The following is a 13560-nucleotide window of genomic DNA, read 5'->3' on the forward strand; positions in this document are numbered from 1 at the left end:
TTTAAGTGATCGAAAGATGACTTGGAATACGGCACAAATGCGAGAACTCAACCTGTAGTGAGCGTGTCGACGAGACACACTTGTTATAGGGTCAAGCGAACAAGTGCATGTGGTGGATGCCTTGGCGATCACAGGCGATGAAGGACGCGGTAGCCTGCGAAAAGCTTCGGGGAGCTGGCAAACAAGCTTTGATCCGGAGATGTCCGAATGGGGAAACCCGGCCCGTATGGGTCATCCCTGACTGAATACATAGGTCAGGGAAGCGAACGCGGCGAACTGAAACATCTAAGTAGCTGCAGGAACAGAAATCAACCGAGATTCCCAGAGTAGTGGCGAACGAAATGGGAACAGCCTTGTACTCTTTAGCAGCATTGTTAGCAGAACGGGATGGAAAGCCCGGCCATAGCAGGTGATAGCCCTGTATGCGAAAACAGCGTTGTGGAACTAGGTGTACGACAAGTAGGGCGGGACACGTGAAATCCTGTCTGAAGATGGGGGGACCATCCTCCAAGGCTAAATACTCGTGATCGACCGATAGTGAACCAGTACCGTGAGGGAAAGGCGAAAAGAACCCCGGGAGGGGAGTGAAATAGATCCTGAAACCGCATGCATACAAACAGTCGGAGCCTGGCAACGGGTGACGGCGTACCTTTTGTATAATGGGTCAGCGACTTACATTCAGTGGCAAGCTTAACCGATTAGGGCAGGCGTAGCGAAAGCGAGTCCGAACAGGGCGTTGAGTCGCTGGGTGTAGACCCGAAACCAGATGATCTATCCATGGCCAGGTTGAAGGTGCGGTAACACGTACTGGAGGACCGAACCCACTAACGTTGAAAAGTTAGGGGATGAGCTGTGGATAGGGGTGAAAGGCTAAACAAATCTGGAAATAGCTGGTTCTCTCCGAAAACTATTTAGGTAGTGCCTCGTGTGTCACCTTCGGGGGTAGAGCACTGTCATGGTTGGGGGGTCTATTGCTGATTACCCCGCCATAGCAAACTCCGAATACCGAAGAGTGCAATCACGGGAGACAGACATCGGGTGCTAACGTCCGGTGTCAAGAGGGAAACAACCCAGACCGCCAGCTAAGGTCCCCAAATATAGCTAAGTGGGAAACGAAGTGGGAAGGCTAAAACAGTCAGGAGGTTGGCTTAGAAGCAGCCACCCTTTAAAGAAAGCGTAATAGCTCACTGATCGAGTCGTCCTGCGCGGAAGATGTAACGGGGCTAAGCTATATACCGAAGCTGCGGACGCACAGCAATGTGCGTGGTAGGAGAGCGTTCTGTAAGCCTGTGAAGGTGTCTTGTAAAGGATGCTGGAGGTATCAGAAGTGCGAATGCTGACATGAGTAGCGATAAAGGGGGTGAAAGGCCCCCTCGCCGTAAGCCCAAGGTTTCCTACGCAACGTTCATCGGCGTAGGGTGAGTCGGCCCCTAAGGCGAGGCAGAGATGCGTAGCTGATGGGAAGCAGGTTAATATTCCTGCACCGTCGTATGATGCGATGGGGGGACGGATCGCGGAAGGTTGTCCGGGTGTTGGAAGTCCCGGTCCCTGCATTGGAGAAGGCGCTTAGGCAAATCCGGGCGCGGAATTCAAGGATGTGGGGCGAGCGGCCTAGTGCTGCGAAGCAATTGGAAGTGGTTCCAAGAAAAGCCTCTAAGCTTCAGTCATACGAGACCGTACCGCAAACCGACACAGGTGGGCGAGATGAGTATTCTAAGGCGCTTGAGAGAACTCGGGAGAAGGAACTCGGCAAATTGGTACCGTAACTTCGGGATAAGGTACGCCCTGGTAGCTTGACTGGCCTGCGCCAGAAGGGTGAAGGGGTTGCAATAAAATGGTGGCTGCGACTGTTTAATAAAAACACAGCACTCTGCAAACACGAAAGTGGACGTATAGGGTGTGACGCCTGCCCGGTGCCGGAAGATTAAATGATGGGGTGCAAGCTCTTGATTGAAGTCCCGGTAAACGGCGGCCGTAACTATAACGGTCCTAAGGTAGCGAAATTCCTTGTCGGGTAAGTTCCGACCTGCACGAATGGCGTAACGATGGCCACACTGTCTCCTCCCGAGACTCAGCGAAGTTGAAGTGTTTGTGATGATGCAATCTCCCCGCGGCTAGACGGAAAGACCCCATGAACCTTTACTGTAGCTTTGCATTGGACTTTGAACCGATCTGTGTAGGATAGGTGGGAGGCTTTGAAGCGTGGACGCTAGTTCACGTGGAGCCGTCCTTGAAATACCACCCTGGTTTGTTTGAGGTTCTAACCTTGGCCCGTGAATCCGGGTCGGGGACAGTGCATGGTAGGCAGTTTGACTGGGGCGGTCTCCTCCCAAAGTGTAACGGAGGAGTTCGAAGGTACGCTTGGTACGGTCGGACATCGTACCTAAAGTGCAATGGCAAAAGCGTGCTTAACTGCGAGACCGACAAGTCGAGCAGGTGCGAAAGCAGGACATAGTGATCCGGTGGTTCTGAATGGAAGGGCCATCGCTCAACGGATAAAAGGTACTCTGGGGATAACAGGCTGATACCGCCCAAGAGTTCATATCGACGGCGGTGTTTGGCACCTCGATGTCGGCTCATCTCATCCTGGGGCTGTAGCCGGTCCCAAGGGTATGGCTGTTCGCCATTTAAAGAGGTACGTGAGCTGGGTTTAAAACGTCGTGAGACAGTTTGGTCCCTATCTGCCGTGGGCGTTGGAATCTTGACGGGGGCTGCTCCTAGTACGAGAGGACCGGAGTGGACGTACCGCTGGTGTACCTGTTGTCTCGCCAGAGGCATCGCAGGGTAGCTATGTACGGAAGAGATAACCGCTGAAAGCATCTAAGCGGGAAACTCGCCTGAAGATGAGGATTCCCTGGAGGCTTGACCTCCTTGAAGGGTCGTTCGAGACCAGGACGTTGATAGGCTGGGTGTGGAAGCGCAGTAATGCGTTAAGCTAACCAGTACTAATTGCCCGTAAGGCTTGATCCTATAACCAGTGTGTTTCACCTGGTGTGTGTGATCGTGTCGGTGCCCTCGGTTGGCACAATACGCACAACCCAAGACTACATCCCGATTCGCAGCGTTGGCCTCAACCTCAGCGCTGCACCCCCTTATGCCTGGTGACCATAGCGAGTTGGAACCACCCCTTCCCATCCCGAACAGGTCCGTGAAACGACTCCGCGCCGATGATAGTGCGGATTACCCGTGTGAAAGTAGGTCATCGCCAGGCTCTTATTGTGCAAAACCCCTCGACAGCGTGTGCTGCGAGGGGTTTTTGCTTTGGGATTTTCGAATTGGATTCTGGGCGGTTTTGCGGAGACATGTCGTATTTGGTGATTTGGTGACATGTTGTCGGCCGTTGAGCCGCCTGAGCGCGGGTGCCCGTTCGAACTTGCTACGCTCCCGGGAGGGTGCCTGCGGCAACGGACTATTGAACGAACCCGAAGCAGGGTGGGTGGTGGCCACCTGCTAACGAGGGCGTCGGTGGGACGCCTTCGGCTGCGCTACGCGCGGGTTCTGGTTGGGCAGCCAGGCTTGGCGACCAGGGCGATCGACTACGAAGGTCTTGGCGTGGCAGAGTCCAAAAGCCAAAAAGCATCTCGCCAACAGCGACCAAAGCCCTCAGGCCGTTTCAACCACCCGAATCTCCACCAGCAACTTCTTGAGTTCCGGCACACAAGATCCACAGTTGCCGCCGGCCTTGACGCAGGCGGTGATCTCAGCTGGCGTCTTCAAATCGTGCTTCCGGACAGCATCGCAAATGGTGTTACGCCCCACGCCAAAGCACGAGCATACCGTCGGCCCTGCATCGGCACCTTTCTCCATCGGCTGGCCGAGCAGCAGGCCGATGCGATCCGCATCTTCCAGCCGCTCGCGACCAAACAAGCCTGACAGCCATGACCGCGACGGCAATTCGGGCCGGGTCGACACATAGACGCAGGCTTCAAGCCGGTCGTTGACGACATAGCCAGCGTGGTAGACGCCCGCAGTGCGGTCTTCATATTCGAGCCAGTCCGCGTCCGGATCCGCCACGCCGAGCAGTTCACGCGCCCACGAGGCACGGTCGGCAACGGCTTCGCGGCCGGCAAATTCGTAGCGCTGGAATTGGCGGCCTTGCACGCGCGTCCAGTATGTCAGCGCCTCGGCCGGCAGCTCGCTCCGGCTCAGCACGAAGCCGTGCCAGCTGACGCCAAACGGCTCAACCCGCACGGGCGTGTGCTTGAATTCCGGCTCGCCGGAAACCGGATCGACCACCGGATTGACCAGCGCACCCACGCGCGCATCAGAACTGAACTGCCCGTTCCAGTGGATCGGCACGAACACGCTGCCACGCGGAATACCACCGCCATGGCGTACGCGCGCCACCATCGCGCCCCAGCGGGTGCTGACGCGCGCCAGTTTGCCTTCGCCCACGCCGCACAGCAGCGCATCCTGCGGATGCATGTCGACAAAGGGCTCGGGCAGGTGGTCGGCCAGCCGCGCCGACTTGCCGGTACGCGTCATGGTGTGCCACTGGTCACGCACGCGGCCAGTGTTCAGGATCAGCGGGAATTCGTCGTCCGGCGCGTTGGCGGGCGCGCGCGTCGGCGTGGCGACAAAGTGGGCCAGGCCGTCAGCGTGCGCATAGCGGCCATCGCCAAACAGTCGTTGCGAATCGGCCGCGCCATTGGCAGGGACTGGCCATTGGACCGGCTCCAGACTGTCATAGCGGGCCTTGTCCAGGCCGGCCAGTCCGCCGATATCGAACACGCGCGGCGCGTCGTCGTTGCGCCAGGCGCTCAGGCGTGCGTGCTCGTCAAAGATCTCGTGCGGCCCGGCATAGTCGAAGCCGTTGAAGCCCATGCGGCGTGCCACGTCGCACAGGATGTCCCAGTCGGCGCGGGCTTCGGCCGGTGCGGCCAGGAAGGCGCGCTGGCGCGAAATGCGGCGTTCGGAGTTGGTGACGGTGCCGTCCTTCTCGCCCCAGCCCAGCGCGGGCAGCAGCACGTGCGCGCCTGCGTTGGTGTCGGTGCGTTCGATGATGTCGCTGGCCACTACCAGTTCGCACTTGGCGAGTGCGCGGCGCACCTGGTCGGCGTCGGGCAGGCTGACCACCGGGTTGGTGGCGATCACCCAGACTGCCTTGACGCGGCCGGCTTCGATCGCTTCGAACAATTCCACCGCCTTCAGGCCGGTGCGGTCCGCCACCACTGGCGACTGCCAGAAGCTCTGCACCACGTCGCGATGCAGCGGGTTGGCCAGCTCCATATGCGCGGCCAGCATGTTGGCCAGGCCGCCGACCTCGCGCCCACCCATGGCGTTGGGCTGCCCGGTCAGCGAGAACGGGCCCATGCCGGGCCGGCCGATGCGGCCGGTCAGCAGGTGGCAGTTGATGATGCTATTGACCTTGTCAGTGCCGGCGGAGGACTGGTTGACGCCCTGCGAGAACGCGGTCACGGTCTTTTCCGTGCCGGCGAACAGGGCATAGAAGTCCAGTACATCCTGCACGCCGAGCTTGCAGGCGCGGGCGACGGCGGCCGGATCGGCGCAATCGACATCGGCTGCCTGCAGGGCCTGGTCCAGTCCGGCAGTGCTTGCGGCGATGAAGGCCGCATCGGCGCGGCCTTCGCGCGCCAGGTAGCTGAGCAGGCCATTGAACAGCCATACGTCAGTTCCCGGGCGAACCGCCAGGTGCAGGTCGGCCAGTTCGCAGGTGGCGGTGCGGCGCGGGTCGATCGCCACGATCTTCATCTCGGGGCGCGCTTCCTTGGCCTTGGACAGGCGCTGGAACAGGATCGGGTGGCACCACGCGGTGTTGGAACCCACCAGCACCACCAGGTCGGCCAGTTCCAGGTCTTCATAGCTGCCCGGTACCAGGTCTTCGCCGAATGCGCGCTTGTGGCCGGCGACGGCCGATGACATGCACAGGCGCGAGTTGGTGTCGATATTGGCGCTGCCGATGAAGCCCTTCATCAGCTTGTTGGCGACGTAGTAGTCCTCGGTCAGCAACTGGCCCGAGACATAGAGCGCGACCGAGTCGGGACCATGGCGGCGGATGATGTCGCTGAAGCCCTGCGCCACGGTATCGAGCGCATGGTCCCAGGATACCTGCTGCAACTGGCCATTGGCATCGCGCAGCTTGGGATGGAGCAGGCGGCCTTCCAGGTCCACGGTCTCGCCCAGCGCCGAGCCCTTGACGCAGAGCCGGCCGTGGTTGGACGGATGCTGCGCGTCACCCGCGATCTCGACCTGGCCGTCGGCGCGCACGGTGGCACGCACGCCGCAGCCGACGCCGCAGTACGGGCAGGTCGTGGCGGTGGTAGTGGTCAGGGTTGCAGATACAACCGGGATGTCGGACAGGTTCACGCGTTCTCCGTGCGGGGGCGTTATATAGCTTTGTTCATGCTCAGGCAGCGAGCGCTTCGCACTGCGCCTTGCCAAACAGCAGGCGCTGGCGCAGCGCGCCAACCGGCGTGCGCCGCTGGATCATGTCGAAATACCACGGGCCGTCCTGCACGTCGCCGTACAGCACGGCGCCGACCAGGCAGCCGTCCTGCAGCACCAGGCGCTTGTAGACGCCGCGGCGCGCGTCGCGCAGCACCAGGTCTTCGGAGCCTTCAATACCGATGAAATCGCCAGCGGAATACAGGTCGACGCCGGTCACTTTCAGTTTAGTCGCGGTGGCCTGCTGCACGTAGCGGCGATGGCCGGCGCCGGCGAGATGGGCAGCGCACACGCGCGCCTGGTCCCAGATCGGCGCGACCAGCCCGAAGGTGGCCTGGCGATGCTGCACGCACTCGCCGACGGCATAGATGCGCGGATCGTAGGTCTGCAGCGTGTCGTCGACGACGATGGCGCGCTCGCAGTGCAGGCCGGCACTGGCGGCCAGTTCGATGTTGGGCTTTACGCCGGCGGTCATCACCACCAGGTCGGCGGGGATTTCGGTGCCGTCCTTGAAGCGCACGCCGGTGACGCGCTCGGTACCGAGGATTTCCGCCGTCTGCGCGCCTAGCAGGAAACGCAGGCCCTTGCGTTCCAGCGCTCCCTTGAGCAGCGTGGCGGCGGGCTTGTCGAGCTGGCGTTCCATCAGGCTGTCGGCCAGGTGCACCACGGTCACGTCCATGCCCTGGCGCAGCAGGCCGTTGGCCGCTTCCAGGCCGAGCAGGCCGCCGCCGATCACCACCGCGTGGCGATGATTGCGCGCGGCATGCAGCATGGTCTCGACGTCCTGGATGTCGCGGAAGGCGATCACGCCCTCGAGCTGGTGCCCAGGCACCGGGATGATGAACGGCTTGGAGCCGGTGGCCAGCAGCAGGCGGTCATAGCGCACTTCGCGTCCCGAGGCGGAACGCACCACGCGGCGCGGGCGGTCAATCGACACCACGGGGTCGCCGGCGAGCAGCTCGATGCCGTTTTCCTCATACCACTCGCGCGTGTTGAGCATGATGTCCGCCACCGTCTTCTCGCCAGCCAGCACCGGCGACAGCAGGATGCGGTTGTAGTTGCCGTGCGGCTCGGCGCCAAACACCGTGATGTCGTACAGGTCCGGGGCGAGCTTGAGCAGTTCCTCGACGGTACGCATGCCGGCCATGCCGTTGCCGACGACGACCAGGCGCGGACGGGCTTGGTTGGAATCGGATGGCGTCATGCCGGTATCTCCGTGGCTGGGCTGGAAGGCGTTGGGGAACATTCGGGGGCGCGACGTAAGGGTGGGTAGAAGGGATCAGGCGGCCAGCTCTTCCTCGGCCTCGCGCATCACCACGCTGGCCGCGACCCACACTTTGCCGTCGTAGACGCGCGCGCCGTAGGCGTTGACCGACTGCTCCGGCGCTTCCAGGCATTCGCCGGTGCGCAGGTCGAAGTGGTGCTTGTAGATGGGCGAGGCCACTACCAGGCGCTCTCCCAGGTTGCCAACCAGCCCGCGCGACAGCACCGCGGCTTGCGAGTTGGGATCGAAGTTATCGATGGCGTAGACCTCTTCGCCGCGGCCGATGCGGAACACGGCGATCTGCTTGTCGTCGACCAGTGCGCATACACCAGTATTGGGCACGATATCGCGAACGGTGCAGACCGCGGTCCAGGTTTCGGGATGGTGGGGATGGCTCATCACGTTCTCCTTGAATGCTTGCACGATCAGGCTGCTTTTGCGGGCACGGCGACCACGGGAATGTGGCCCAGCCGGGAGCGCTGCAATTTCCGTTCCTCCGGCGATGCCGGGCGGATCTGGCCGCGTTCTTCGATAAAGACCAGGTTGTCGTCGCGGCGGTCGCTGTTGACGAAATGGCGGAAGCGCTTGCGCGTTTCGGGATCGGTCACGGCCTTCTTCCACTCGTCTTCATAGGTGTCGACCACGTGCTGCATTTCGGTCTCCAGCTCGGCGGCGATGCCGAGCTTGTCGTCCAGCACCACGGCCTTCAGGTAGTCCAGGCCGCCTTCGAGGTTGTCGCGCCAGACGCTGGTGCGCTGCAGTCGGTCGGCGGTGCGCACGTAGAACATCAGGAAGCGGTCGATGTAGCGGACCAGCGTGTCGTGGTCGAGGTCGCTGGCCAGCAGTTCGGCGTGGCGCGGCTTCATGCCGCCGTTGCCGCACACGTACAGGTTCCAGCCCTTGTCGGTGGCGATCACGCCCACGTCCTTGCCCTGCGCCTCGGCGCATTCGCGGGTACAGCCGGACACGCCGAACTTGATCTTGTGCGGCGCGCGCAGGCCCTTGTAGCGGTTCTCCAGCTCGACGGCGAGGCCGACCGAATCGCCCACGCCATAACGGCACCATGTGGAGCCCACGCACGACTTCACCGTGCGCAACGACTTGCCGTAGGCATGGCCCGATTCAAAGCCGGCGGCGATCAGCTCTTCCCAGATAAAGGGCAGCTCCTCGGCGCGTGCACCAAACAGATCCACGCGCTGGCCGCCGGTGATCTTGGTGTACAGGCCGTACTTCTTGGCCACCTGGCCGACCGCGATCAGGCCCTCGGGCGTGACTTCGCCGCCCGGCATGCGCGGCACCACCGAATAGGTGCCGTCCTTCTGGATGTTGGCCAGGTAGTAGTCGTTGGAGTCCTGCAGGCTGGCGTGCTCTTCCTTCAGCACGAACTCGTTCCAGCACGAAGCCAGGATGCTGCCCACCGTCGGCTTGCAGATATCGCAGCCTATGCCCTTGCCGTGCGCTTCCAGCAGCGCGTCGAAGCTCTTGAACTTGCCCACGCGCACCAGGTGGTAGAGCTCCTGGCGCGAGAAGGGGAAGTGCTCGCAGAGGTGGTTGTTGACCGCCATCCCTTGCTTCTTCATCTCGGCTTTCATGATCTGCGTGACCAGCGGCACGCAGCCGCCGCAGGCGGTGCCGGCCTTGGTGCAGGTCTTGAGCGCGCCGATGCTGGTGGCGCCGTCGCACACGGCGCCGCAGATCTCGCCCTTGGAGACGTTGTTGCAGGAGCAGATCTGCGCGGTGTCGGGCAGCGCGTCGGCGCCCAGCGCCGGCTTGGCCTTGCCGCTGCTGTCCGGCAGGATCAGGAATTCCGGCGATTCGGGCAGCTCGATCTTGTTGAGCATCATCTGCAGCAGCGTGCCGTATTCGCTGGCATCGCCGATCAGCACGCCGCCCAGCAGGTACTTGCCGCAATCAGACACCACCAGCTTCTTGTAGACCTCCTTGCGGTCGTCGCTGAACTGGTAGATGCGCGCGCCCGGCACGGTGCCGTGCGGGTCGCCGATGCTGGCCACGTCTACGCCCATCAGCTTGAGCTTGGTGCTCATGTCGGCGCCGGCAAACTCGGCGGCTTCGCCGCGCAGGTGGCGCGCGGCCACGCGGGCCATGTCGTAGCCCGGGGCCACCAGGCCGTAGATCTTGCCGTCCCACAGCGCGCATTCGCCGATCGCGTAGATGTCCGGGTCGGAGGTGCGGCAGTTGTTGTCGACCGAGATGCCGCCGCGCGCACCGACTTCCAGGCCGCTGGCGCGCGCCAGTTCGTCGCGCGGGCGGATGCCGGCCGAGAACACGATCATGTCGGTGTCGAGATGCGTGCCGTCGGCGAACACCATGCGATGGGTGCCGTCCTCGCCGTCGACGATCTCGACGGTGTTCTTGCCGGTGTGGGCGGTCACGCCCAGGCCTGCGATCTTCTGGCGCAGCATGCGGCCGCCGCCTTCGTCGACCTGCACCGCCATCAGGCGCGGCGCGAATTCCACCACATGCGTCTCCAGGCCCATGTCGCGCAGCGCCTTGGCGCATTCCAGGCCGAGCAGGCCGCCGCCGATCACCACGCCGGTTTTCGAGCGCGCGCCGCATTCCTGCATCGCTTCCAGGTCTTCGATGGTGCGATAGACGAAGCAGTCCTTGCGGTCCTTTCCTGGCACCGGCGGCACGAACGGGTAGGAGCCGGTGGCGAGGATCAGCTTGTCATAGGACAGGGTCTCGCCGGTGGAGACCTTGACCGTGCGCGCGGCGCGGTCGATCTCGACCGCACGGGCGTTCAGGCGCAGCAGCATGTTGTTGTGCTGCTCGAAGAAGCCTGCCGGCACCAGCGACAGGTCTTCGGCCGACTTGCCGGAGAAGAACTCGGACAGGTGCACGCGATCGTAGGCGGGACGCGGTTCTTCGCACAGGACGGTCACTTCCAGGTTTTCTGCACCGGCTTCCGCCAGCGATTCCAGGAACTTGTGACCTACCATGCCGTGGCCGACGATGATCAGTTTCATGATGCTTTCCTTGTCCGGTAGTCAGTCTTTGCTGCTTGATGTGCTGTGGGGTGCCGTGGGGGCGATGCTTGAAATCAGTTGGCCAGCGCGCTGTCGTACAGCGCCTGCTCCTGGGCCTTGTGCTCGGCGCTGAAGCGGATGGCGATGGCGCACAGGGCAGCGATGGTGGCCAGCACGCCCAGCACGGTCAGCGTGTGCTGCAGGTCGCCCAGGCCCTTGAGCAGGAAGCCCGCGGCGACGGCGCCAACGTTGCCGCCCGCGCCGATGATCCCGGCCACGCCGCCAAGCGCCTTGCGGTCGATAAAGGGCACCAGGGCGTAGGTCGCGCCGCAGGCCATGTGGGTGAACAGGCCGAACAGCAGCATCGCGACCACGGCCAGCGTCACGCTGCCGGCCTGCGCGAACCACAGCAGGCCCAGGCCTTCGCCCATGATCAGGACGAACAGCAGCGTGGCACGTGCATCCAGGCCGCGGCGGCGGGCTGCCTTGTCCGACAGCCAGCCACCCAGGGCGCGGGCAAACAGCGCCAGCAGGCCGAAGCTGGCGGCAGCCATGCCTGCGGCCTTCAGGCTCAGGCCGAAACGGTCCACGTAGTAGGAGGCGGCAATGTTGTGGATGAAGATTTCCACGCCGAAGCAGGCACCGTAGGTGATGAACAGCAGCCACACGCGATAGTTGGCGCTGGCGGCGCGGAAGCTGGCCCAGCCGCCGCCCTTGCCGCCATCCTTGCCGGTGATCGCGATGCCACGGGCGCGCAGGTCCGAGTAGTTGCCTTCCGGGCAGTCCTGCGTGAAGCGCCAGTAGACGACGGCCATGATCAGCATCAGCACGCCCGGCACCACCAGTGCGAAGCGCCAGCCGAGTGCATGGTCAGCGCCCAGCATCAGCACCGCGGCCAGCAGCAGCGGCATGATGGCCTGCGCGGCGCCACCGCCGGCATTGCCCCAGCCGGCCGAGGCCGCGTTGGCGGTGCCGACCACGTTGGGCGCGAACATCACCGAGGTGTGGTACTGCGTGATGACGAAGCTGGCACCGACCGCGCCGATCAGCAGGCGGAACACCAGGAAGGTCTCGTAGTTCTGCGCCAGCGCCACGCCCAGCACGGGCAGCGCGCCCACCAGCAACAGACCGGTATAGGTCTTGCGCGGGCCGAAGCGGTCGCACATCGGGCCGATCACCAGCCGCACCAGGATGGTCACGGCCACCGCCGCGATATTGATGTTGGCGATCTGGCCCGGGGTCAGGCCGAACTCGCCCTTGAGGACCGGCATCAGCGGCGCGCAGGCAAACCACGCGAAGAAACAGACGAAGAACGCCATCCAGGTCAGGTGGAAGGCGCGCATCTGCGGGGTGCTCAAGCTCAGCAGCTCGATGCGGGTGGCTTTGCCGGTCATCGTCACTTGCTCCATAAAAACAAATGGCGTCCCGCGAGCCGACACATCGATAGTCTGATGAGCCAGTTCAGGGGACGCCGTTGTCCTGACAGCCGCTACATGGGATAGCCGCTGCGTTATGTGGGGTGGGCCGGTCGCCGTTGACGGGCCCGGACTACATTACGCAAGGGGTGTGCCAGAGCTTGAAGTGACGGCGGATAGGGGTTTCGTGCGCGCAGTGGCGCTGGCGGCAAGTTCCGATGCGCTGTGCTGGGGCGACCGGCGGATCGCCGGCACAGTCATGGTGCAGTGCAGTGTGCCGCGCCGGTGCGGCGCAGCAAGGGGCGCATGCGGCTTACGGTTCGCCTTCGGTGCGACGGGGGCCGACGGGGGTGATCTGCATGTCGCGCGGAGACACCAGCGCGCCGTCCTCGTCGACCAGGGCCGCGCGTACCAGCTTGCCGCTGGCCTGCGAGCGGATCTGCACCGGGCCTTCGCCGCAGGACGTCATGTGGCTGTCGCCCCACTGCATCAGGCCGATCAGCACCGGCAGCAGCTCCACGGCCGCACGGGTGGGACGGTACTCGAAGCGCTCGCGCTCGCCCGGCTCGCGGTAGCCGACCTTGCGCAGCAGCCCGGCTTCGGTCAGCGTCTTGAGCCGCGTGGAGAGCACCGCAGGGGAGCACTCCAGCCTGCGCAGGAAATCGTCGAAGCGCGTCACGCCGTGGAAGACGTCGCGCAGGATCAGGATCGTCCACTTTTCACCGATCAGCGAAAGCGTGGCAGCGATCGAGCATTGGCGGAGGTCGGACGCAGTGACGTTCATGATGCAGGCAGCATAGCATGCTGACTTCATTTGCAAAAGTCAGGTTGTCGCCTATACTCTGGCTACAGATAATGTATTCAGGGGTGTGGCATGACAGGCAGGACCGGAGCGACGACAGGGCACGCAGCCAGCGAACCACCCGCAGAAAGCTGGCCGGTGGGCCGGGGCGGGCAGGTGATGGTGCGCCGCACGCATGAGCAAGATCGCGGCGCACTGCGCGCCATGATCGACGGACTGTCGCGTGAAAGCCGTTACTTCCGCTTCCTGACCGGTGGGCGGGTGGTCGACGAGGTCGTCGACGGGCTGGCCCGGCCCGTGCCGGGTGGCATGGCGCTGGTGGTGGTCGCGCCCGACGCGCAAGGGACGCCGGCCATTGTCGCCAGTGCCGAATACGTGGTGACTGGCCGCGTGGCCGAGTTTGCGGTGGTCGTCGCCGATGGCTGGCAAGGGCAGGGCCTGGGCCGGCGCCTGATCACGCGGCTGCGCGAGCACGCCCGCGCGGCTGGCCTGCGCGCCATGCGCGGCGATGTGCTCAGCGAAAACCGCCGCATGCTGGCGATCCTGCGGGACCTGGGCTTCAGCAGCCGCCGCAATCCCGAAGACAGCTTCCTGCACGAAGTCTCGATGACGCTGCGGGAGGAAGCCAGCAGCGGCCAATGGTTGCCGGCGGACTGGTTTGGCGCGTCCTGAGCCCTACGTCATGCC

Annotated in this window: 7 protein-coding genes and 2 rRNA genes; 3 read left to right on the forward strand and 6 right to left on the reverse strand. The window is 63.4% G+C overall.

The window, feature by feature from the left end:
* The first annotated feature begins 89 nt into the window (after positions 1-89).
* Positions 90-2970: ribosomal RNA gene (locus CTP10_RS19960) — 23S ribosomal RNA — on the forward strand.
* Between the two features lie 127 nt (positions 2971-3097).
* Positions 3098-3211, forward strand: a 5S ribosomal RNA gene (gene rrf, locus CTP10_RS19965).
* Positions 3212-3603: 392 nt separating this feature from the next.
* Here rrf and CTP10_RS19970 read toward each other — a convergent pair.
* The 6 genes from CTP10_RS19970 to CTP10_RS19995 all read right to left on the reverse strand — a co-directional run bounded on the left by CTP10_RS19970 (position 3604) and on the right by CTP10_RS19995 (position 12855).
* A complete protein-coding gene (locus CTP10_RS19970; RefSeq protein WP_116319884.1) occupies positions 3604-6327 on the reverse strand; it encodes a nitrate reductase in 2724 nt (907 codons plus the stop codon).
* A gap of 40 nt (positions 6328-6367) precedes the next feature.
* Positions 6368-7609 (reverse strand): NAD(P)/FAD-dependent oxidoreductase, encoded by a 1242-nt coding sequence (locus CTP10_RS19975; RefSeq protein ID WP_116319883.1) that lies wholly within the window; start codon positions 7607-7609, stop codon positions 6368-6370.
* 75 nt (positions 7610-7684) lie between these two features.
* Positions 7685-8068 (reverse strand): nitrite reductase small subunit NirD, encoded by a 384-nt coding sequence (gene nirD, locus CTP10_RS19980; protein WP_116319882.1) that lies wholly within the window; start codon positions 8066-8068, stop codon positions 7685-7687.
* Positions 8069-8094: 26 nt separating this feature from the next.
* Positions 8095-10656: a nitrite reductase large subunit NirB gene (gene nirB / locus CTP10_RS19985; RefSeq protein WP_116319881.1), complete on the reverse strand. Its 2562-nt coding sequence runs from the start codon at positions 10654-10656 to the stop codon at positions 8095-8097.
* A gap of 74 nt (positions 10657-10730) precedes the next feature.
* Entirely contained in the window at positions 10731-12050 is a 1320-nt protein-coding gene (locus CTP10_RS19990) for an MFS transporter (protein ID WP_116319880.1), read from the reverse strand.
* 334 nt (positions 12051-12384) lie between these two features.
* A complete protein-coding gene (locus CTP10_RS19995; protein WP_116319907.1) occupies positions 12385-12855 on the reverse strand; it encodes a winged helix-turn-helix transcriptional regulator in 471 nt (156 codons plus the stop codon).
* Positions 12856-12945: 90 nt separating this feature from the next.
* On the opposite strand from CTP10_RS19995, the gene CTP10_RS20000 reads away from it, so the two are divergent.
* Positions 12946-13545, forward strand: coding sequence for a GNAT family N-acetyltransferase (locus CTP10_RS20000; RefSeq protein WP_116319879.1), 600 nt, complete (start codon positions 12946-12948; stop codon positions 13543-13545).
* The last annotated feature ends 15 nt before the right edge of the window (positions 13546-13560 follow it).

The organism is Cupriavidus sp. P-10 (assembly GCF_003402535.2).
Lineage (GTDB): Bacteria > Pseudomonadota > Gammaproteobacteria > Burkholderiales > Burkholderiaceae > Cupriavidus.

What these genes read in the sequence shown, in the direction of transcription:
- nirB (WP_116319881.1), bottom strand. Translation starts at nt 10,656, where the DNA reads ATGAAACTGATCATCGTCGGCCACGGCATGGTAGGTCACAAGTTCCTG.
- nirD (WP_116319882.1), bottom strand. Translation starts at nt 8,068, where the DNA reads ATGAGCCATCCCCACCATCCCGAAACCTGGACCGCGGTCTGCACCGTT.
- CTP10_RS19995 (WP_116319907.1), bottom strand. Translation starts at nt 12,855, where the DNA reads ATGAACGTCACTGCGTCCGACCTCCGCCAATGCTCGATCGCTGCCACG.
- CTP10_RS19990 (WP_116319880.1), bottom strand. Translation starts at nt 12,050, where the DNA reads ATGACCGGCAAAGCCACCCGCATCGAGCTGCTGAGCTTGAGCACCCCG.
- CTP10_RS20000 (WP_116319879.1), top strand. Translation starts at nt 12,946, where the DNA reads ATGACAGGCAGGACCGGAGCGACGACAGGGCACGCAGCCAGCGAACCA.
- CTP10_RS19975 (WP_116319883.1), bottom strand. Translation starts at nt 7,609, where the DNA reads ATGACGCCATCCGATTCCAACCAAGCCCGTCCGCGCCTGGTCGTCGTC.